This window comes from Leisingera sp. ANG-S5 (genome assembly GCF_000813925.1).
Classification (GTDB): domain Bacteria; phylum Pseudomonadota; class Alphaproteobacteria; order Rhodobacterales; family Rhodobacteraceae; genus Leisingera.
Window position 1 is genome coordinate 574,394 of the sequence record NZ_JWLH01000003.1, and the last position, 19,793, is coordinate 594,186.

A 19,793-nucleotide genomic window follows, 5' to 3' on the forward strand; every position below is an offset into this window, starting at 1 on the left:
GGCGTCCTGAGCGGCAGTCAATTTTTCACGCAATATGCTGTTTTCCAGCAAAGCGGCGGTTATTTCTCCGGAATCAGGCCGCGCGGGCTGAACCTGAGCACCAGTAGCAAAATCAGCCCCATGGTAAACAGCCGCATGTGCGAGGCGCTTTCCAAGAGATGCGCCTTCAGCGCGCTGCCTTCTGCCATGCCGGAGGTGACGAGTTCCATCAGCAGGATGCCCATCGGCTCCACCTTGATCCAGAAGAACCAGATCAGCATGCCGCCCAGCACCGCGCCGAAGTTGTTGCCGGACCCGCCAACAATCACCATCACCCAGATCAGGAAGGTGAAGCGAAGCGGGTTGTAGGTGCCCGGTGTCATCTGGCTGTCGAGCGTGGTCATCATCGCCCCGGCAATGCCGCAGATGGCGGATCCCAGCACAAAGATCTGCAGGTGGCGGCGGGTCACGTCCTTGCCCATTGCCTCTGCCGCAACCTCATTATCGCGGATCGCGCGCATCATCCGGCCCCAGGGGCTTTTCAGCGCCATCTGCGCCATCCACAGAAGCGCCAGCAGCACCACGGTGAACATCAGCGCATAGCCGGCTTTGACGTAGACGGTGGAGGCGGTGACCGGGTCCATGCCCCAGCTGGCCGCGCGCTCCACAAAGGACGGATCGCTTTGCAGATCCACCTCATAGGGCAGCGGGCGGGGCAGGCCGACCACGTTCTTTACGCCGCGCGACAGCCAGTCCTCGTTCTTCAGGACCGCAATGATGATCTCGGCAATGCCCAGCGTGGCAATCGCCAGGTAATCCGAGCGCAGGCCCAGGGCGGTCTTGCCAATCAGCCAGGCAGCACCGGCAGCCAGCAGGCCGCCTGCGGGCCAGGCCAGCAGCACCGGCAGGCCAAGGCCGCCGATATTGCCCTGCAGCGCCGGGTTGATTGCCTCGACCGAACCGACAGCGGGATCAAAGATTGCACGGTAGACAAAGAAGCCCACGATGAGCACAGCGAGCAGAACAACGGTGCGCAGTTTGCCACCTGGCATGAACTTGGTGATCATCACCGCCGACACAACTGTCAGCGCGCCCATCACCAATGCCATCACGATGCTGACACCTCCGGACGACCAGGCCGCCGGGATCACTGGGGTCGACACCAGCACCACGGCCAGCCCGCCAAGCGCGGTGAAGCCCATGATGCCGACGTTGAACAGACCGGCAAAGCCCCACTGGATGTTGACCCCGATGGCCATGATGGCCGAAATCAACCCCATGTTCAGGATCACCAGCGCCGAGTTCCAGGAGCCAGAGAAGAACAGGAAGTCGGTCATGCCTTCTGCGAGGATCATCACGCCGACAAAGACGAAAAGAAGGGTATGTTTCATGGTCTCGGTCATACCGCTTTCCCTTTGAAAAGGCCGGTAGGCTTGAACAGGAGGACGACAATCAGGATCGCGAAGGAGACCGCGAACTTGTAGTCTGTGCTGAGGAGCTGAACGAGCCCGTCAGGCGCCAGGCTGTCCGGCAGGCCGTAGGTCAGCACCTTTTTCCAGGCATAAGTGATTGTCACCTCGGAGAAGGCGATGATGAACCCGCCGGCAATGGCCCCGATCGGATTGCCAAGGCCGCCCACGATGGCGGAGGCAAAGATCGGCAGCAGAAGCTGGAAATAGGTGAAGGGTTTGAATGACTTGTCGAGACCGTAAAGCACACCCGCAATGGTCGCCAGCGCCGCGACGATCATCCAAGTGTACATCACCACGCGCTCCGGGTTGATGCCCGACAGCAGCGCCAGATCCTCGTTGTCCGAATAGGCCCGCATGGATTTGCCGGTGCGGGTCTTGTTCAGGAACCAGAACAGCACCGCCACCACGATGATCGCGGTGATCACGGTGATGCCTTGCGTGGTCTTGATTGCCAGGCCTTCGTCAAGCCCGGTCATCTGCTTGAAGGTGCGTGCTTTGATGATGAACCGCTCGCCATCGGCAAACCGCTGATCGCCGGGGCCGATGATGAAACGCACGATGCCGTTCATCATGAACATCACACCGAGCGAGACCATCACGAAGATCACAGGCTTGGCCTTCTGCTGGCGGTAGAACCGGTAAACGGTCTGGTCGGTCAGCAGCGCCAGGCCAATGGTGCCCAAAATGCCAAAGGGCAGCGCAAGCAGCGCAGTCGGCAGCGGTCCTGCGCTGATCCCCATCGACTGAAACGCCCAGGTGATCAGGATCGTGACCATCGCGCCAAACGCCATGGTGTCGCCATGGGCAAAGTTCGAGAACCGCAGGATCCCGTAGATCAGCGTCACCCCCAGCGCGCCAAGCGCCAGCTGGCTGCCATAGGCCAGCCCGGGGACAACAACAAAATTGGTAAGCGCCACGAGGGCGTTGAGAAGATCCATGCTTAGCCCCCCAGGAAAGATTTGCGCACTTCGGGATCGGCCAGCAGCTCCTTGCCGGTGCCGGTATAGGCATTGCGCCCCTGCACCAGAACATAGCCTTTGTCCGCGATCTCAAGCGCTTGCTTGGCGTTCTGCTCCACCATCAGGATCGGCAGCCCGGTGCGGGCGACCTCGATGATGCGGTCGAACAGCTCATCCATCACGATAGGGGAGACGCCTGCTGTCGGCTCGTCCAGCATCAGCACCTTGGGCTTGGTCATCAGCGCGCGGCCCACAGCCACCTGCTGGCGCTGGCCGCCGGACAGCTCGCCGGCGGGCTGGTTGCGCTTGTCGCGCAGGATCGGGAACAGATCATAGACCTGCTCCATCGTGTCCCGGAAATCATCGGTGCGGATAAACGCGCCCATCTCCAGGTTCTCCTCCACTGTCATCGAGGTGAAGATGTTGCTGGTCTGCGGCACAAAGCCCATGCCCTTGACCACCCGGTCCTGCGGGGTGAGCTGCGTGATGTCCTCGCCGTCCAGACGCACGGCGCCGGAGCGCACGTTCAGCATCCCGAACACCGCCTTCATCGCGGTCGACTTGCCGGCGCCGTTGGGGCCGACGATCACCGCGATCTCGCCCTTGTCGACGGCGATGGTGCAGTCATGCAGGATGTCCGGACCCTTGCCGTAACCGCCGGTCATGGTGTCGCCGATCAGGAACGGGCCGCCCTCGACCTTGTGGGTGGGGCCGCTTTTCAGATGGGCGGGCTGCATCGTGCCGATGCCTTTCGTGTTGGTGATCGAGGCATCCTTGTTGCCATGATCGTCCTGGTAGGGGTTGTCGCTCATGCATCCGCCTCCAGTTTGTCTTTATTTTTCAGACCGGTGCCCAAATAGGCTTCGATCACATGTTCGTTTGCCTTGATCTCGTCCAGGGTGCCCTCGGCCAGCTTTTTGCCCTCGGCCATGCAGATCACCGGGTCGCACAGGCGGCCGATGAATTCCATGTCGTGCTCGATCACGACAAAAGTGTATCCGCGCTCCTCGTTGAGGCGCTTGATGGCGTCAGCAATGGTATATAGCAGGGTGCGGTTCACACCGGCGCCGACCTCGTCGAGGAAGACGATCTTGGCGTCCACCATCATGGTGCGGCCAAGCTCCAGCAGCTTCTTCTGGCCGCCCGATACCTGGCCTGCCTTCAGATCCGCGATATGGCTGATCGTCAGGAACTCCAGCACCTCGTCGGCCTTGGCCCGAAGCGCGCGTTCCTCGTCCGCGATCCGCTTGCGGCCAAACCAGGTGTTCCAAAGAGTCTCGCCCGATTGCGCGCCGGGCACCATCATCAGGTTTTCCCGGCACGTCATCGAAGAGAACTCATGCGCGATCTGGAAGGTGCGCAGCAGCCCCTTGTGGAACAGCTCATGCGGCGGCAGGCCGGTGATATCCTCACCATCCATGGTGACCCGGCCCGAAGTTGGCTCCAGAACGCCAGCGATAACGTTGAAAAGTGTGGTTTTTCCGGCCCCGTTCGGGCCGATCAAACCGGTTATGGACCCCTTGGCGATTTCCAGCGAGGCGCCGTCAACCGCGTGGAACCCGCCGAAGTGCTTGTGCAAGTCCTCGACGACGATCATGTCATTTCATCCCCTGCCGCGTTTTCGCGGCGTTTTTAATTTAGAACAGCCCGGGAAAACCCGGGCTGGCCTATCTTGGTTGCTTTTCAGATGCTTATCAGCGGAAGCGAAGGGTTTCGTTCTTGCCGTCCTTCACTTCGATCTCGCGGTAGGAGCCTGCGCTCTCACCCGGGCCGATCAGCTCAACGCCGGTTGCGCCCTGATAGTCGATGTCGCCGCCAGCGGCGAGGATTTCCAGCGCCTTGCCCAGCTCACCCGGGTTGATCGGCTCGCCCGGGGCGTTTGCCACGTCCAGGATTTTGCCGACGTAATCCGCCGGGTTGGTGGAGTTGGCGGCCTGCATTGCCAGCAGGAACAGCGCCGCTGCGTCATAGGACTCGGACGCGTAGGCCGAGGTGCCGTCAAAGCCGCGTTCTTTTGCCATTTCGGCAAAGATTTCCGCGCCCTTGCTGTCGGAACCCGCGATCTGGCCGAACGAGCCGTCGAGGTCCGCGCCAACGTTTGCAGGCAGGCTGTCGCCGATCATGCCGCCAGGCAGGCCAAAGGTGTCAAACGCACCGGAATCCAGCGATCCCTGGATGATGCCCAGGCCGCCCTGGTCCAGGTAACCTGCAACCACCAGGATATCGCCGCCAGCGGAGGCCAGCGCGCCGACTTCCGCGGAGTAGTCGCCTTTGCCGTCTTCATGCGCAGTCACGATGGTGACTTCGCCGCCAACTTCCTCGAACGAGGACTGGATCGCGTCCGCCAGGCCCTTGCCGTAGTCGTTGTTGGTGTAGGTCAGGGCGATTGAGTTGATGCCGCGCTCTTTCAGGATCTCGGCCATCACCTGGCCTTCGCGTGCGTCCGACGGCGAGGTGCGGAAGAACAGTCCGTTGTCTTCCATGGTCGACAGGCCGGGCGAGGTTGCGGAGGGCGAGATCATCACCATGCCGTTCGGGATCGCCACGTTCTGCAGGATCGCGCCGGTCACACCGGAGCAGTCGCCGCCGATGATGCCGTTCACGCCTTCGGCTACCAGTTTCTCGCCGTTTGCCACGGCCAGGCCGTTGTCGATGCAGCCGGTGTCAGCGCGCACGGAAGTCACGGTGGCGCTGTCCAGCAGCTTGCCGGATTTGGTGACTTCTTCCATGGCCAGCTCGGCGCCGTCGCCCATGGCCGGTGCCAGCGATTCAATCGGACCGGTGAAGCCGAACAGAACGCCCAGTTTCACTTCCTTGGCATGGCCGCCGGCATATGCGGTGCCAGCCGTCAGCGCAGCGGCCGCGGTGGCCATCAGCAGTTTCTTCATTTGAGAACTCCCATTGTTGGAACAAAAATGTTCACATCGGACCCTAGGCAAGCCGTTTGGAAAAGAAAAGTCCCGTTGAGGCGTGAGATAGCAAAGAGTCCGTCCCGTTGTTCTCCGCTATTATCAGGTCATGTGGTGCGGAGCTGAGTTTAATTTAAGCTTAAAGTAACAGAAGGGGAAGCGGAAATGTTGCATTGGTTACGCATATTGACGGCTGTGCTTCTGCTGCTGCCGTTTTCTCCGACAGTTCAAGCGGATACGATGAACAGCAGACTGGGTCAGCTTCGCGTGACGAAGATGGCAGGCGGCTTCGATGTGCCCTGGGCCTTTGCGTTTCTGCCGGACGGCGCGGTTCTGGTGACGGAACGGGATGGCGCGCTTTTCCATGTGCGGGACGGAAAAAAGAATCGCATAGGCGGCACGCCTGCCGTTGTTGCCGAGGGGCAGGGCGGCCTGTTGGACGTGATGGTGCCGCGCGATTTTGCAACCAGCCGGGAGATATTCCTGACCTTCGCCAAACGGCAGGGGCGCGGCGCGGGCACTGCCCTGGCCGCAGGCCGGCTCAGCGCGGACAACAGGTCTCTGACGGACCTGCGCATCCTGTTTGAGGCAGCGCCCGGCGCCACCGGCGGCCGCCACTTCGGTTCCCGCGTGGTAGAGGCGCGGGATGGCACGTTGTTCATTTCTTTGGGCGAGCGCGGCGACCGTCCCAGCGCCCAGAACCTGCGGCTGCATCAGGGGTCAGTGGTGCGGATCAACAGGAAGGGCACCGTGCCAGGCAGCAATCCTTTCGTCCGCCGCACGGATGCCCAGCCAGAGATCTGGTCCTACGGCCACCGCAACCCGCAGGGAATGGCGCTTGATTTGCAGGGCAGTCTTTGGGTGGCGGAACATGGCGCCAAGGGCGGCGATGAGGTGAACCGGGTCCGCAAAGGCGCCAACTACGGCTGGCCGGTGATCTCCTACGGCCGGCATTACTCAGGCGCAAAAATCGGCGAGGGCACGTTGAAACAAGGCATGGAGCAGCCCGCGTGGTACTGGGATCCGTCCATCGCACCGTCGGGCATGATGATCTATTCCGGGCGGATGTGGCCTGAGTGGCGGGGCGATATTTTCGTCGGCTCTCTCAAGTTCGACTACATTTCCCGCCTATCCGGATCCCCCCTTAAAGAGGTGGAGCAGATACGCAGCAGCGAAACCGGGCGCATCCGCGATGTTCAGGAAGCGCCCGATGGCAGCATCTGGTTCGCATCAGAGAGCGAAGGGGCGGTGTTTCGCATCTCCAATTAACCGCGCCACCCGAAAACTGAGACACGCGTTTAAAATAGCTAAAACAGGAAGATTGATATGAGGAAATTTCTCGCCGCGGCGCTGATTGCGCTGCTTCCAGCTACCGCTCTGGCGCAGGACAGCGTATTCAGTTCGTATGAAGCATATGAACGCTTTGTGGATACAGTCATCAAGCAACGTGACTTCAAACAGCTGATTACCCGGCTGGGCGGCCGTGACGAATACACCCCCGAGCAATTGCAAAGCGCGCAGCAGCAATTGGCGGCAATTTACCCGCACGGCTTTACCGGCGGCAGCGTAGCGGCACGCAAGGAATTGATGAACGGCTTCAAGAAGGAGGTTCGGATCTATTGGAATGAGGACGTGCTGAACTACTGCTACTATTATGCCTTTATTCACGACCGCGGCGATAGCATCGTGGTGCTGAAATTTGACCTCAACACAAACTCAGATGTTGTTTTCGGGAAGCTTTGAAAGCTTCCCGAACCAGTTCCTTAGGCTCCCTAGGCCTTATAAGCCGCCGCCTTGCTGCCGCGCTCGCGGTAGGGGGTGGTGTCGTAATGCGCCCGGTAGCATTTAGAGAAATGCGAGGGCGAGGCAAAGCCGCAGGCCAGCGCCACGTTGATCACGCTCATATCCGTCTGCATCAAGAGGTTGCGCGCCTTCTGCAGCCTCAGCTCCATGTAATAGCGCTTGGGGGAGCGGTTAAGGTAGCGTCGGAACAGGCGCTCCAGCTGGCGGGTGGACATGCCCACATCCTGGGCCAGGATCGACGGGCTGATCGGCTCCTCGATATTGGCTTCCATCATCTGGATAACCATCGACAGCTTGGGATGGCGGACCCCGATGCGGGTCGGGATCGACAGCCGCTGGGTATCCTGGTCGGTCCGGATCGAGGAATAGATCAGCTGATCTGCCACCGAATTGGCCAGCTCCTCGCCATGGTCATTGGCAATCAGCTTGAGCATCAGGTCGATGGAGGAGGTGCCGCCTGCGGTCGACAACCGGTTGCCGTCGATGACGAACACAGACTTGGCCAGTTCAACCTCGTCGAATTCCTCGCTGAAGCTGTCGGCATTTTCCCAGTGGATGGTGGCCCGTTTGCCGTCCAGCAGGCCGGCCTTTGCCAGCGTGTAGGACGCGGTGCACAATCCGCCGACCATCAGGCCCTTGCGCGCTTCGCGGCGCAGCCAGGACAGCACTTTCTTGGTGGAGGCGTCCTGCACATCAATACCGCCGCACAGCATGATGGTATCGTCGCGCTGCAGCTCATCCAAGTCCGAATCAAGCTGAAAGACCGTGCCCGCTGAGCAGGTTACCGTCTCGCCGCCTTCGCCCACCACGGACCAGCTGTACAGCTCCTTGCCAGCCATCCGGTTTGCGATCCTGAGCGACTCCATCGCGGCCGAAAAGCAAAGCAGGGTGAATTTGTCGAGGAGTACAAAGACAAACCTCTTGGGCTGGCCGGTGGCTACTCCTGAAACAGCAGGCTTGCGTGGCGTCTGCATGGCGGGCGTCCTTCAAGAAACAAGTCGGGCCGCGGGAGCACGCTCCGCGGCAAGTCGGAAAACCGTGCTCACAGCTTGGACGCGGGGTCAAGTCTCCGCAATTCTAAACTGGTCTCCCCCCGGCGGATTTTGTATAGAGCACACAACATATTCTAAAGACCTCTGATGCGGAGATAAAGTCATGAGCGAATGGCAAAAATCGGACTGGCGCAACAAGCCGCGGGTGCAGATGCCGGACTACACCGATGCCGCAGCGCTGAACGCTGTCGAGGCTCAGCTGTCCAAGTATCCGCCGCTGGTCTTTGCCGGCGAAGCGCGCCGCCTGAAACAGCACCTGGGCGCGGCTGGCCGCGGCGAGGCATTCCTGCTGCAGGGCGGCGACTGTGCCGAGAGCTTTGACCAGTTCAGCGCCGACGGCATCCGCGACACTTTCAAGGTGATGCTTCAGATGGCCATGGTGCTCACCTATGGTGCCAAGGTGCCGGTGGTGAAGGTTGGCCGCATGGCAGGTCAGTTCGCCAAGCCGCGCAGCGCGCCGACCGAAACCATTGATGGCGTGGAACTGCCCAGCTATCGCGGCGACATCATCAATGAACTGGCGTTCACACCGGATGCCCGCATCCCGAACCCGCAGAAGATGCTGCAGGCCTACACCCAGGCGGCTGCAACCCTGAACCTGCTGCGCGCTTTCTCTACCGGCGGTTTCGCCGACATGAGCCGGGTGCACTCCTGGACCCTCGGCTTCACCGATGAGCAGGAAGTCCAGAAGTACAGCGAGATCGCAACCCGCATTCAGGACACCATCGACTTCATGAGCGCCGCCGGCATTACCGCCGACACCACTCATGAATTCTCCACCGTGGAGTTCTACACCAGCCACGAAGGCCTGCTGCTGGAATACGAGGAGGCGCTGACCCGCCTCGATTCGACCTCCGGCAAATGGCTGGCCGGCTCCGGCCACATGATCTGGATCGGCGACCGCACACGCCAGCCCGACGGCGCTCATGTGGAATTCTGCCGCGGCGTGCTGAACCCGATTGGCCTCAAGTGCGGCCCGACCACCAGCGCCGAGGATCTGAAGGTGCTGATGTCACGCCTCAACCCGGACAACGAGGCCGGCAAGTTGACCCTGATTGCCCGTTTTGGCGCCGGTAAGGCAGGGGAGCATCTGCCGCGGCTGGTCAAGGCCGTGAAGGAAGAGGGTGCCAATGTCACCTGGGTCTGCGACCCGATGCATGGCAACACCATCAAGTCCTCCACCGGCTACAAGACCCGGCCCTTCGACAGCGTGCTGCGCGAAGTGCGCGACTTCTTCGGTGTTCACAAGGCTGAGGGCACCATCCCCGGCGGCGTGCATTTCGAAATGACCGGCCAGGACGTGACCGAATGCACCGGCGGCGTCCGCGCGGTGACCGAGGAAGACCTGAGCGACCGCTACCACACCGCCTGCGATCCGCGCCTGAATGCCAGCCAGTCGCTGGAGCTGGCCTTCCTGGTGGCAGAGGAATTGTCCGCCCTGCGCGCAGAGCAGTCTGCGCGCCAAGCGGGCTAAGGCCGCCTGCGACAGCTGCCGGCAAACAAAAAGGCGCCCCGGAGGTTCTCCTCCGGGGCGCAGTCAATTCAAGCAGCTATGACCTTGTACTTGAATTCAGAAATCTTCCAGTGCCGGCACCGGATCAGTCGCGGCTGACCACCAGCCGCAGATGCGGTGCGCCCTTGTGCTTGGCAGCGGCAGGGTCCGCCGGTTCGGCCGCTTTGCCGGCCCGGCTGCGGTCCAGCAGCGCCTTGGCCTCTTCCAGCAGCGACCGCTCCGGCTTGAAACGGGCCTGAACCTCGGCAAAGCCGGGATTGGGCTGGTTCACATCTGCATGGTCTTCCTTCGCGTCTTCCCGCGGCTTAGCCTTGAACTCCGCGGCGCCCGAAGGCTTGCCAACGGCACGCATTTCGATCGAGGTGATCGAGAACCGCTGCGATGTGACCGAAGCGGCTTCGTCTGCCACCAGAACCCCCAGCACCCGGCTGATATCGCCCAGATCACTGCGCAGCGGCAGCAGCAGCATGCGGGCCTCGCGCGGTTTGCTCAGGCGCGGCGCCTCAATCTGCAGCTCCAGTTCCACAACCGCGGGCGTGTCGAACATATGCTCCATCGCATTGCTCAGCTGCTTGCGTGCATCTGTGGTGAAAAACGCCGTGACCGGCATCCCGCGCACTTCCATGCCCGCCATTTCATTGACCAGCGAACCGGCCAGACGGAAACGGGCGATGCCCGGCGCAATCCGTTCCAGAATGAAGGTGTTGCTCAGGATGTTTTCCAGACCGCGCGGATCAATCTGCGACCGGCTGGGCACATCGTCTCCACGGCGCAGCGCGGTCCAATAGGCTTCCGCCTGACGCAGCGGCGACAGTGCGCCGCCCTTGCGGAAACGGTTCATGGATACAACGTTTCCCTGTCCGTCAGACAGGCCATCTCCACTGCGGCTGCCAAAAATCATCTCATTATCCCCTGCAACACCGGACATCCCGTGGTCCCCGCGCAGCTCCTTGCTGCCTTAAGACTTAGGGCCGGTATGGTTACCCTGAAGTTAAGATGACACAATCTAATTCAAATTTGGACTAAATCTTAAAGCAATGGTTAACGCCTTCGCTTGCGCCCGTTTTTGCAATTGCGCTTGCACCCTGTAGTTTCAAGACAGTAGAGCAGTTTAATCACCAGCGAACAGGGGGCTTTCTTATGACCATCCGCAGCATGACCGCCTTTGCCTCGGCACAGGGCAGCTCCGATCAGCACAGCTGGAGCTGGGAGCTCAGGTCGGTCAATGCCAAGGGGCTGGATATCCGGCTTAGGGTTCCGGATTGGCTGGAAGGCCTTGAAAACCTGACCCGTTCCGCCCTGTCCAAAGCGCTGGCGCGGGGCAATGTCTCGCTGACACTCCGGATCACTAGGACTGAGGACGGCGCCGGGCAGGTGCAAGTCAACGCCGCGGTTTTGAAATCCGTGGTCAAGGCACTGGGAGAGGCGCAGTCGCTCGCCAAGCAGAACCGGGTGGAGGTGCGTCCGGCCTCGGCAGCGGAGCTTCTGTCCTTCAAGGGCGTGCTGGAACAGTCCGCGGGTGATGATGATCCGGCGCCTCTGGTGGCTGCGCTTGCAAAGGAACTGGAAACCCTTGTGGCGGAATTCGTGCAGATGCGCGAGGCCGAGGGCGCGGCGCTTGCCGTAATTCTTAACACCCAGCTGGAGCAGGTCGCCGCGCTGACCGCACAAGCGGCAGAGCGCGCCGAAGAGCGCAAGGCCAAGATGGCCGAAACGCTCCGGGCCAATCTGGCGCGTGTCATGGATAACGCCGATGGCGCCGACCCTGACCGGGTGGCGCAGGAACTGGCGCTGATTGCGGTCAAAGCCGACGTGACCGAGGAACTGGACCGCCTTGGCGCCCATGTGGCTGCTGCCCGTGATCTGCTGCTGAAGGGCGGCGCTGTGGGCCGCAAACTCGATTTCCTGATGCAGGAGTTCAACCGCGAGGCCAACACTCTCTGCTCTAAGGCGCAGCATGCCGGCTTGACGGCAGTTGGGCTTGAGATGAAAACCGTGATCGACCAGATGCGCGAGCAGGTGCAGAACATAGAATAAGAAAAGGAGTGCTTTGATGGCGGACCGCCGCGGCCTTTTGATCATCCTCTCATCGCCTTCGGGCGCAGGCAAATCCACCTTGGCCCGCCGCCTGATGGCCTGGGACCCGGGCCTTGCCTTCTCGGTCTCCGCCACCACCCGCGCCCCGCGCCCGGGTGAGGAGCACGGCCGCGAATACTACTTCATGTCCGAAGACGAGTTTAAGCAGAAGGTGGCTGAGGGCGGCATGCTGGAGCACGCCCACGTCTTCGGCAACTTCTACGGCTCGCCCGCTGGCCCGGTGAAGGACACCATCGAGGCCGGTCAGGACGTGCTGTTCGACGTCGACTGGCAGGGTGAGATCCAGATCCGCAACTCCGATCTGGGCAAGCACGCGCTGTCAATCTTCATCCTGCCGCCCTCGATCACCGAACTGCGCCGCCGTCTGGAAACCCGGGCGCAGGACAGCGACGAGGTGATCTCCAAGCGGATGATGAAAAGCTGGGATGAGATCAGCCACTGGGGTTATTATGACTATGTGCTGGTCAACGACGACTTGGACGAGACAGAGGCCAAGCTGAAAACCATCGTCGAGGCCGAGCGCATGCGCCGCATCCAACAGCCGAAGCTGCAGGATCACGTCCGCGCCCTGCAAACCCAGTTCGAGGAACAGTCATGACCCTTTTTGCTCTTGGCGCTCACCGGCCGCAAATCGATGAGGACACCTGGGTCGCCCCCGATGCCAACCTGATCGGCAAGGTGGTGATGGAGGCAGGGTCCTCAGTCTGGTTCGGAGTCACCATCCGCGCCGACCACGAGGAAATCCGCATCTGCGAGGGCACCAACGTGCAGGAAAACGTGGTGATGCACATTGATGCAGGCTACCCGCTGACCATTGGCAAGAACTGCACCATTGGCCACAAGGCAATGCTGCATGGCTGCACCATTGGCGAGAACTCCCTTGTCGGCATGGGCGCCACCATCCTGAACGGTGCCAAGATCGGCAAGAACTGCCTGATCGGGGCAGGGGCCTTGATCACCGAGAACAAGGAAATTCCCGACAACTCCCTGGTGATGGGCAGCCCCGGCAAGGTAGTGCGGGAGGTGGACGCGGCGCTGGCTGAAAAGCTGACGCAAAGCGCGCTCCTTTATCAGGACAACATGCGCCGCTTCCGGGCGGAGCTGAAACCGCTGTAACCGGCGAAAACCGGGCGGTTTTGCGCTGCTTGAACGGTTGCTGCCACAACAGGTTCACACTGGGGCAGTAGGCAGGCCGGACTGGTCAACAGCGGGGAACATATGACGACTGATCTGATAGAAGGATTTCTGGCGGCCATTCCGCTGCCGGCGGTGATGGTGGACCAGACCGAACGCTTCATCGCCATTAACAGCGGCGCCGAAGCTTTGCTGGGGCAGGGCGTCCAGGGGCGCCATTTCGCCACCATCCTGCGCCAGCCTAGCGTTGCCACCGCGATTGAGGCCTGCCTGCACGACAAGCAACCCCGCACCGCACGGCACCTGTCCAACGACGGCGCGCAGGACACCACTTACACGGTGACACTTCGCTATGTGCCCGGCATCGGCGCGGTGGGCGGCGGCGCGGTACTGGCCTGTTTCGACGACATCACCGAACGCGAGCAGGCCAGCCAGATGCGCCGCGATTTCGTCGGCAACGTCAGCCATGAACTGCGCACGCCGCTGACGGCGCTGATCGGTTTCATCGAAACCCTGCGCGGCCCGGCCAGGGATGACGCCGCTGCGCGCGACCGGTTTCTCACGATCATGGAGGGCGAAGCCAGCCGGATGAACCGCCTGGTCGGGGACCTTCTGTCGCTCAACCGCGTGGAAAGCGAAGAACGGGTCCGCCCAAAGGAACAGGTGGATCTGACCGCGCATCTGGCCTCCACCCTCAAAACGCTGGCGCCAGTGGCAGAGGCCCGCGGCGCTGCGATGACACTTGGGGCACCGGAGGACCCGGTCTGTGTCACCGGCGACCCGGATCAGCTGCAGCAGGTGTTCACCAACCTGGTTGAAAACGCGGTGAAATACGGCGGCGATCAGGTGCGGGTTGTGCTGACCCATACTGAGCGCGATCCCTCGGTGCGCGCGCCTGCCGCGCGGGTCCAGGTGATCGACAACGGCCCGGGAATCGATCCCGTTCACCTGCCGCGGCTGACGGAGCGCTTCTACCGCGCGGACAGCCACCGGTCCCGCGAACTGGGCGGCACCGGACTTGGCCTGGCGATCGTAAAACACATCATCAACCGCCACCGCGGAAGGCTGCGTGTTGAAAGCGACCTGGGGCAAGGGTCTGTTTTTACCGTCATTCTTCCTGAGTAGGCAGCTGTGCCGTCGACCAGGCCGTCAAAGAACGCTGCCGGTCCCACGACCGGCAGTTTTTCATTTGTGACGGAATTTTTTCGCCAAAAACCGGCTTTGTCATACGGCTGTTACACACCTGTCACAAAAGCCTCATCACCACCCCATAGGAGAGGCGGCAAGATCATCGAGGGGGTGATCGACCTATGAAACTCTTGGAGACACAAATGTCCTTTGTGAAACTGACCGCATCCACCCTGGCAATCGCCGCCGTTTCCGCAACCGCTGCTGCTGCGCGCGACCAGGTGCAGGTTGCCGGTTCGTCCACCGTTCTGCCCTACGCCTCCATCGTGGCAGAAGCCTTTGGCGAAAACTTCGACTTCCCGACCCCGGTTGTGGAATCCGGCGGCTCCTCCGCTGGCCTCAAGCGTTTCTGCGAAGGCGTGGGTGAAAACACCATCGATGTCGCGAACGCCTCGCGCAAAATCAAGGACAAGGAAATCGCCGCTTGTGCCGAAAACGGCGTGACCGACATCATCGAAGTGCGCATCGGTTATGACGGCATCGTGTTTGCTTCCGACAGCAGCGCCAACTCTTTTGAGTTCACCCCGACCGACTGGTTCCTGGCCCTGTCCGACAAGGTTCTGGTTGACGGCGAACTGGTCGACAACCCGAACACCACCTGGGCCGACGTGAACGCCGACTTCCCGGCCGTTGACATCCAGGCCTTCGTTCCGGGCACCAAGCACGGTACCCGCGAAGTGTTCGAAGACAAGGTCATCCTGGCCGGCTGCGAAGCCACCGGTGCGTTTGAGCACCTGCTGGCCCACGCCGAAGGCGACAGCGACAAAGCCAAGAAGAAAGCGGCTGAGAAAGCCTGTATCGCCCTGCGCACCGACGGCAAATCGGTCGACATCGACGGCGACTATACTGAGACCCTGGCCCGCATCGAAAGCAACAAGGACGGCATTGGCGTCTTTGGCCTGGCGTTCTACGAGAACAACACCGACAAGCTGCAGGTTGCGACCATGTCCGGTATCGTTCCCTCGACCGAGAGCATCGCAACCGGCGAATACCCGGTCTCCCGCCCGCTGTTCTTCTACGTGAAGAAAGCCCACATCGGCGTGATCCCGGGCCTGAAGGAATATGCTGAATTCTTCGTCGCAGACGAAGTTGCCGGCGAAGACGGCCCGCTGGCCGAATACGGCCTGGTTGCCGACCCGGAACTGGCGGACACCCAGGAAGCGGTTGCCAACGAAGCCGTGATGGGCGGCAACTCCTAAGCTGTCCTGCCTGTGATCTGATCCTTGCCGGGGCGGAGCCTACCTCCGCCCCGGCGCTTCTTCCGCGGCAGGGCTGCCGCAATATAAAAGACACCGCCAAAACCGGAGCTTTTCATGCCCACTTTCTGGCTTGTTGCCCTCCTGATCGCGCTCTCTGCCGCGGGCTTCTACGGCGGCCGCCGCCGTGCGATCGCCACCGCTGCGGGCAATGTCAAAGACCTTCATTCGCTGCCATCTTATTATGGCTACCACGTGGCTCTTGCTGCCTTTGTTCCGGCCATCGGCGCCCTTGCGATCTGGCTGCTGGCCCAGCCGATGTTTATCGAGACCCGCGTCTCCGGAATGATCCCGGCAGAGGCGATCCCGGAAAGCTCCTCCATCGGATTGGTGATGAGCGACGTGCGCCGCGTGGCCGAAGGCCTGGACCTGGCAGTGGAGCAGGGGCTGCTGACCGCCCGTGAAGCCCGCAATGTTGCTGACAGCGGTCAGGACGTCCGCGCCCTGATGGGTGAGGTGGGCGTGGCCCTGGGCGACGACGTGCGCTCGGAAGTGCTGAATGCCGCACAGGCTTACCGCAACCTGTCGAACACCGGCCGCACCGCGATGACCGTTGTTGTCGCGCTGCTGGCGCTTGGCGGTTTTGCCTTCGCTTACAGCCGCACCCACAAGGATTTCCGCGCCCGCAACGTTGTGGAACGCGTGGTGCTGGCGCTCTTGATCCTAGCTGCCTCGCTGGCGATCCTGACCACCGTGGGCATCGTTCTGTCGATGCTGTTTGAAACCAAAAACTTCTTTGGCCTGCACAGCTGGACCGACTTCTTCTTCGGCTCCACCTGGGCGCCGAACTTCCGCGGCGGCAGTGAGCTGTCGATCCTGCCGCTCCTGTGGGGCACGCTCTATATCTCCTTCATTGCCCTGCTGGTGGCGGTTCCGGTTGGCCTGTTTGCCGCCATCTACCTGTCGGAATACGCCAGCGGCGCCGTGCGTGCCTTTGCCAAGCCGCTGCTGGAAATCCTCGCGGGCATCCCCACCATCGTCTACGGCCTGTTTGCGCTGCTGACTGTTGGCCCCGCGCTGGCGGACCTCTTTGGCAAGGGCGGCCTTTTGGGCGTCGAATGGATGGCTGGCGCCACCTCTGTTCTGACCGCGGGCCTCGTGATGGGCATCATGCTGATCCCCTTCGTGTCCTCGCTGTCCGATGACATCATCAACGCGGTGCCGCAGGCGATGCGCGACGGCTCGCTGGGCCTTGGCGCCACCAAGTCCGAGACCGTGCGCCAGGTTGTGATGCCTGCCGCCCTGCCGGGCATCGTCGGTGCGGTGCTGCTGGCCGCCTCCCGCGCGATTGGCGAGACCATGATTGTGGTGATGGGGGCGGGCGCAATTGCCAAGTTCTCTGCCAACCCGCTGGAATCGATGACCACCATCACCACCCGTATCGTCAGCCAGCTGACCGGCGACACCGACTTTGCCAGCCCGGAAACGCTGGTTGCCTTTGCCCTGGGCCTGACCCTGTTTGTCCTGACCCTCGGCCTGAACGTCCTGGCGCTTTACATCGTGCGCAAATACCGGGAGCAGTACGACTAATGACTGACCTCAGCCAAAATCCCGCAGGCGCTGCGCCCCGTAAACACGGCGGCTCGCTGCTGGAGAAATCCGCACAAACCCGCAAACGCAACGCTGCTGAAACCCGGTTCAAGGCCTATGGCATCGCCGCGATCACTGCGGGCCTGATCATGCTGCTGGTACTGGTGACCACCATCGTCAGCAAGGGCACCGGTGCCTTCCAGCAGACCTTTGTCACGCTGAATGTGGAATTGCTCGAAGCCAAGCTCGACAAGAAGGGCGAGCGCAACATCGAGGACATCAAGAAGGTCACCACCTTCGGCTATGCCCCGATCATAAAGGGCGCGATGGAAGCCGCGATTGAGGAGCTGGGCATCGAGACCGGCCTCAAGTCCAAGGAACTGGCGGGCATCCTGTCCAAAGACGTCGCGGCCCAACTGCGCGACTATGTGATCGCCAACCCGGACCAGATCGGCCAGACGGTGGAGTTCCGCTTCCTCGCATCCAGCCGTGTCGATGGCTACCTGAAGGGCCGCGTCACCCGGGAAAGCATCGTCAACGACAAGAACATCTCTGCGGAACAGCTTGATCTTGTCGACGCCTTGGCCGCTGCCGGGGTGCTGGAGAAGACCTTCAACCTCGACTTCATCTTTGGCGCGGATGCCTCCGACGCCCGCCCGGAGGCAGCTGGTATCGGCGTCTCCATGCTGGGCTCGCTGTTCATGATGTTTGTGGTGCTGGCGCTGGCGCTGCCGATCGGCGTCGCCGCCTCGATCTATCTCGAGGAGTTCGCGCCGCAGAACTGGCTGACGGACCTGATTGAGGTGAACATCTCCAACCTCGCAGCCGTTCCCTCCATCGTCTTCGGCATCCTGGGCCTCGCGGTGTTCATCAACTACATGCACCTGCCGACCTCGGCGCCGCTGGTGGGCGGCCTGGTGCTGACGCTGATGACGCTCCCGACCATCATCATCTCCACCCGCGCCTCGCTGAAATCGGTGCCGCCGTCGATCCGCGACGCGGCCTTGGGCGTCGGTGCCTCGAAAATGCAGGCGGTGTTCCACCATGTGCTGCCGCTGGCCGCCCCCGGCATCCTGACCGGCACAATCATCGGCCTAGCACAGGCGCTAGGGGAAACCGCGCCGCTGCTGCTGATCGGCATGGTCGGCTTCATCGCCTCCAACGCGCCGGAAACTCTGGCTGACGGGCTGCTGGCGCCGAACTCTGCCATGCCTGCCCAGATCTACGAATGGGCCAAACGCGCCGACCCTGCATTCTACGAACGCGCCTGGGGCGGCATCATCATCCTTCTTCTCTTCCTGGTGACCATGAACACGCTTGCCGTGATCCTGCGCCGCCGCTTTGAACGCCGCTGGTAAAAGGGGCATAGTGCAATGAACGACATGACCGTGATGGATAAGACCGTGGAAACCCAGAACATCAAAATCGCCGCCAAGGACGTGAACGTCTATTACGGCGACAGCCACGCGATCAAAGACGTGAACGTCGAGATCGAGGACAACACCGTCACCGCCTTTATCGGTCCTTCGGGATGCGGCAAGTCGACCTTCCTGCGCTGCCTGAACCGGATGAACGACACCATCGACATCTGCCGCGTCAAGGGCGACATCCTGCTGGACGGGGAGGATATCTATGACAAGCGTGTCGACCCGGTGCAGCTGCGCGCCAAGGTCGGCATGGTGTTCCAAAAACCCAACCCGTTCCCCAAGTCGATTTACGACAACGTGGCCTATGGCCCGCGCATCCATGGCCTGGCCAAGAACAAGGCGGAACTGGATGAAATCGTGGAGAAATCCCTGCGCCGCGGTGCCATCTGGGATGAGGTGAAAGACCGCCTTGATGCGCCCGGCACCGGCCTCTCCGGCGGCCAGCAGCAGCGCCTGTGCATCGCCCGCGCTGTTGCGACCGAACCCGAGGTGCTGCTGATGGACGAACCCTGTTCGGCGCTCGACCCGATCGCCACCGCGCAAGTGGAGGAGCTGATCGACGAGTTGCGCAGCCAGTATTCGGTGGTGATCGTCACCCACTCGATGCAGCAGGCCGCCCGCGTCAGCCAGAAAACCGCCTTTTTCCACCTTGGCAACCTGGTGGAATTCGGACCGACCGGCCAGATCTTCACCAATCCCGAAGACAAGCGCACCGAAAGCTACATCACCGGCCGGATCGGCTGATTTCAAGGAAAATCAAATGACTGCACAGCATATTGCATCTGCTTTCGACCGCGATCTGGAGGCAATTCAAGCCCGGATCATGAAGATGGGCGGCCTGGTCGAGGACGCGATCCGCGAAGCCGCGCGGGCGCTGGAAACCCGCGACGAGGAACTGGCCCTGACCGTGCGCCAGGGCGACAAGGCCATCGACGGGCTGGAAGAACTGATCAACGAGGAAACCGCCCGCCTGATCGCCCTGCGCGCGCCTGCCGCTTCCGACCTGCGGCTGGTTCTGTCGGTGATGAAGATTGCCGGCAACCTGGAGCGCATTGGCGACTATGCGAAAAACATGGCCAAGCGCACCGGTGTTCTGGCCCAGGGTCCGAACATCAGCGAGGGTACCTCTGCCCTGCGCCGCATGGCGCGCGAGGTGGAGCGGATGCTGAAGGACGCGCTTGATTCCTATATTCAGCGCGATGTGGAACTGGCCCGCGATGTGATCGAGCGCGACCGTGACGTGGATCAGATGTACAACGCCCTGTTCCGCGAATTCCTGACCCACATGATGGAGGACCCGCGCAACATTTCCGCCTGTATGCACTTGCATTTCATAGCAAAAAACACCGAACGCATGGGTGACCATGTGACTGCGATCGCCGAGCAGGTGATCTATCTGGTCACCGGCGAGAAGCCGGAAGAAGACCGCAAGAAAGCCGACACCACCTCGACCACACCGCAGGAGATCTGACCG

19 protein-coding genes are annotated in these 19,793 nt (G+C 61.6%); 12 read left to right on the top strand and 7 right to left on the bottom strand.

Annotated features, from left to right (window positions below; all coding sequences use genetic code 11):
• Window positions 1–59: 59 nt before the first annotated feature.
• From RA25_RS07475 to RA25_RS07495, 5 genes are all read right to left on the bottom strand, one after another.
• Window positions 60–1,382: a branched-chain amino acid ABC transporter permease gene (locus RA25_RS07475; protein ID WP_019296302.1), complete on the bottom strand. Its 1,323-nt coding sequence runs from the start codon at window positions 1,380–1,382 to the stop codon at window positions 60–62.
• Window positions 1,379–2,389 (bottom strand): branched-chain amino acid ABC transporter permease, encoded by a 1,011-nt coding sequence (locus tag RA25_RS07480; RefSeq protein ID WP_039171120.1) that lies wholly within the window; start codon window positions 2,387–2,389, stop codon window positions 1,379–1,381. The genes RA25_RS07475 and RA25_RS07480 overlap by 4 nt, the downstream gene beginning before the upstream one ends.
• 2 nt (window positions 2,390–2,391) lie before the next feature.
• Window positions 2,392–3,222 (bottom strand): ABC transporter ATP-binding protein, encoded by an 831-nt coding sequence (locus RA25_RS07485; RefSeq protein ID WP_019296304.1) that lies wholly within the window; start codon window positions 3,220–3,222, stop codon window positions 2,392–2,394.
• Complete coding sequence (locus RA25_RS07490) at window positions 3,219–4,007, bottom strand: ABC transporter ATP-binding protein (RefSeq protein ID WP_027237606.1); 789 nt, start codon at window positions 4,005–4,007, stop codon at window positions 3,219–3,221. Before RA25_RS07490 ends, RA25_RS07485 begins: the two co-directional genes overlap by 4 nt.
• Before the next feature lie 97 nt (window positions 4,008–4,104).
• Window positions 4,105–5,298 (bottom strand): ABC transporter substrate-binding protein, encoded by a 1,194-nt coding sequence (locus RA25_RS07495; RefSeq protein WP_019296306.1) that lies wholly within the window; start codon window positions 5,296–5,298, stop codon window positions 4,105–4,107.
• A 186-nt stretch (window positions 5,299–5,484) separates the two neighbouring features.
• Here RA25_RS07495 and RA25_RS07500 point away from each other — a divergent pair, with 186 nt between their 5' ends.
• Together RA25_RS07500 and RA25_RS07505 are read left to right on the top strand one after the other, a co-directional pair.
• Complete coding sequence (locus tag RA25_RS07500) at window positions 5,485–6,588, top strand: PQQ-dependent sugar dehydrogenase (protein ID WP_039171124.1); 1,104 nt, start codon at window positions 5,485–5,487, stop codon at window positions 6,586–6,588.
• Window positions 6,589–6,645: 57 nt separating this feature from the next.
• Entirely contained in the window at window positions 6,646–7,062 is a 417-nt protein-coding gene (locus RA25_RS07505) for a hypothetical protein (RefSeq protein ID WP_019296308.1), read from the top strand.
• A 29-nt stretch (window positions 7,063–7,091) separates the two neighbouring features.
• On the opposite strand, the gene RA25_RS07510 is transcribed toward RA25_RS07505, so the two are convergent.
• Window positions 7,092–8,096, bottom strand: coding sequence for a GlxA family transcriptional regulator (locus RA25_RS07510; RefSeq protein WP_039171127.1), 1,005 nt, complete (start codon window positions 8,094–8,096; stop codon window positions 7,092–7,094).
• Window positions 8,097–8,277: 181 nt separating this feature from the next.
• On the opposite strand from RA25_RS07510, the gene RA25_RS07515 reads away from it, so the two are divergent.
• A complete protein-coding gene (locus RA25_RS07515; RefSeq protein ID WP_019296310.1) occupies window positions 8,278–9,648 on the top strand; it encodes a class II 3-deoxy-7-phosphoheptulonate synthase in 1,371 nt (456 codons plus the stop codon).
• A 124-nt stretch (window positions 9,649–9,772) separates the two neighbouring features.
• On the opposite strand, the gene RA25_RS07520 is transcribed toward RA25_RS07515, so the two are convergent.
• Window positions 9,773–10,588 carry a PAS domain-containing protein gene (locus RA25_RS07520; protein ID WP_029204826.1) on the bottom strand — a complete coding sequence of 272 codons (816 nt, stop codon included), beginning with the start codon at window positions 10,586–10,588 and terminating at the stop codon, window positions 9,773–9,775.
• Window positions 10,589–10,827: 239 nt separating this feature from the next.
• Between RA25_RS07520 and RA25_RS07525 the strand changes: the two genes are divergently transcribed.
• The 9 genes from RA25_RS07525 (at window position 10,828) to phoU (ending at window position 19,790) form a co-directional block, all read left to right on the top strand.
• A complete protein-coding gene (locus tag RA25_RS07525) occupies window positions 10,828–11,724 on the top strand; it encodes a YicC/YloC family endoribonuclease (protein ID WP_019296312.1) in 897 nt (298 codons plus the stop codon).
• A 16-nt stretch (window positions 11,725–11,740) separates the two neighbouring features.
• Complete coding sequence (gmk, locus tag RA25_RS07530) at window positions 11,741–12,382, top strand: guanylate kinase (protein WP_019296313.1); 642 nt, start codon at window positions 11,741–11,743, stop codon at window positions 12,380–12,382.
• A complete protein-coding gene (locus RA25_RS07535; RefSeq protein WP_019296314.1) occupies window positions 12,379–12,900 on the top strand; it encodes a gamma carbonic anhydrase family protein in 522 nt (173 codons plus the stop codon). Before gmk ends, RA25_RS07535 begins: the two co-directional genes overlap by 4 nt.
• Before the next feature lie 102 nt (window positions 12,901–13,002).
• Window positions 13,003–14,043 carry a sensor histidine kinase gene (locus tag RA25_RS07540; RefSeq protein WP_039171129.1) on the top strand — a complete coding sequence of 347 codons (1,041 nt, stop codon included), beginning with the start codon at window positions 13,003–13,005 and terminating at the stop codon, window positions 14,041–14,043.
• 206 nt (window positions 14,044–14,249) lie between these two features.
• Window positions 14,250–15,305 (top strand): substrate-binding domain-containing protein, encoded by a 1,056-nt coding sequence (locus RA25_RS07545; protein ID WP_019296316.1) that lies wholly within the window; start codon window positions 14,250–14,252, stop codon window positions 15,303–15,305.
• A 114-nt stretch (window positions 15,306–15,419) separates the two neighbouring features.
• Complete coding sequence (gene pstC, locus RA25_RS07550; RefSeq protein ID WP_039171132.1) at window positions 15,420–16,892, top strand: phosphate ABC transporter permease subunit PstC; 1,473 nt, start codon at window positions 15,420–15,422, stop codon at window positions 16,890–16,892.
• The gene (pstA, locus tag RA25_RS07555) at window positions 16,892–18,250 is read left to right on the top strand and encodes a phosphate ABC transporter permease PstA (protein WP_039171134.1); all 1,359 of its coding nucleotides are present in this window, start codon (window positions 16,892–16,894) and stop codon (window positions 18,248–18,250) included. The genes pstC and pstA overlap by 1 nt, the downstream gene beginning before the upstream one ends.
• 15 nt (window positions 18,251–18,265) lie before the next feature.
• Window positions 18,266–19,063, top strand: coding sequence for a phosphate ABC transporter ATP-binding protein PstB (pstB, locus tag RA25_RS07560; RefSeq protein ID WP_039171136.1), 798 nt, complete (start codon window positions 18,266–18,268; stop codon window positions 19,061–19,063).
• A gap of 16 nt (window positions 19,064–19,079) precedes the next feature.
• Window positions 19,080–19,790: a phosphate signaling complex protein PhoU gene (gene phoU, locus RA25_RS07565; RefSeq protein ID WP_039171139.1), complete on the top strand. Its 711-nt coding sequence runs from the start codon at window positions 19,080–19,082 to the stop codon at window positions 19,788–19,790.
• The last annotated feature ends 3 nt before the right edge of the window (window positions 19,791–19,793 follow it).

Excerpts from the sequence above, each read along its gene's own strand:
- RA25_RS07510 (WP_039171127.1), bottom strand. The coding sequence starts at position 8,096 with ATGCAGACGCCACGCAAGCCTGCTGTTTCAGGAGTAGCCACCGGCCAG.
- pstA (WP_039171134.1), top strand. The coding sequence starts at position 16,892 with ATGACTGACCTCAGCCAAAATCCCGCAGGCGCTGCGCCCCGTAAACAC.
- pstB (WP_039171136.1), top strand. The coding sequence starts at position 18,266 with ATGAACGACATGACCGTGATGGATAAGACCGTGGAAACCCAGAACATC.
- phoU (WP_039171139.1), top strand. The coding sequence starts at position 19,080 with ATGACTGCACAGCATATTGCATCTGCTTTCGACCGCGATCTGGAGGCA.
- RA25_RS07490 (WP_027237606.1), bottom strand. The coding sequence starts at position 4,007 with ATGATCGTCGTCGAGGACTTGCACAAGCACTTCGGCGGGTTCCACGCG.
- RA25_RS07505 (WP_019296308.1), top strand. The coding sequence starts at position 6,646 with ATGAGGAAATTTCTCGCCGCGGCGCTGATTGCGCTGCTTCCAGCTACC.
- RA25_RS07495 (WP_019296306.1), bottom strand. The coding sequence starts at position 5,298 with ATGAAGAAACTGCTGATGGCCACCGCGGCCGCTGCGCTGACGGCTGGC.
- RA25_RS07525 (WP_019296312.1), top strand. The coding sequence starts at position 10,828 with ATGACCATCCGCAGCATGACCGCCTTTGCCTCGGCACAGGGCAGCTCC.
- RA25_RS07475 (WP_019296302.1), bottom strand. The coding sequence starts at position 1,382 with ATGACCGAGACCATGAAACATACCCTTCTTTTCGTCTTTGTCGGCGTG.
- RA25_RS07545 (WP_019296316.1), top strand. The coding sequence starts at position 14,250 with ATGTCCTTTGTGAAACTGACCGCATCCACCCTGGCAATCGCCGCCGTT.
- RA25_RS07520 (WP_029204826.1), bottom strand. The coding sequence starts at position 10,588 with ATGATTTTTGGCAGCCGCAGTGGAGATGGCCTGTCTGACGGACAGGGA.
- RA25_RS07500 (WP_039171124.1), top strand. The coding sequence starts at position 5,485 with ATGTTGCATTGGTTACGCATATTGACGGCTGTGCTTCTGCTGCTGCCG.
- RA25_RS07515 (WP_019296310.1), top strand. The coding sequence starts at position 8,278 with ATGAGCGAATGGCAAAAATCGGACTGGCGCAACAAGCCGCGGGTGCAG.
- RA25_RS07485 (WP_019296304.1), bottom strand. The coding sequence starts at position 3,222 with ATGAGCGACAACCCCTACCAGGACGATCATGGCAACAAGGATGCCTCG.
- RA25_RS07535 (WP_019296314.1), top strand. The coding sequence starts at position 12,379 with ATGACCCTTTTTGCTCTTGGCGCTCACCGGCCGCAAATCGATGAGGAC.
- pstC (WP_039171132.1), top strand. The coding sequence starts at position 15,420 with ATGCCCACTTTCTGGCTTGTTGCCCTCCTGATCGCGCTCTCTGCCGCG.
- RA25_RS07540 (WP_039171129.1), top strand. The coding sequence starts at position 13,003 with ATGACGACTGATCTGATAGAAGGATTTCTGGCGGCCATTCCGCTGCCG.
- RA25_RS07480 (WP_039171120.1), bottom strand. The coding sequence starts at position 2,389 with ATGGATCTTCTCAACGCCCTCGTGGCGCTTACCAATTTTGTTGTTGTC.
- gmk (WP_019296313.1), top strand. The coding sequence starts at position 11,741 with ATGGCGGACCGCCGCGGCCTTTTGATCATCCTCTCATCGCCTTCGGGC.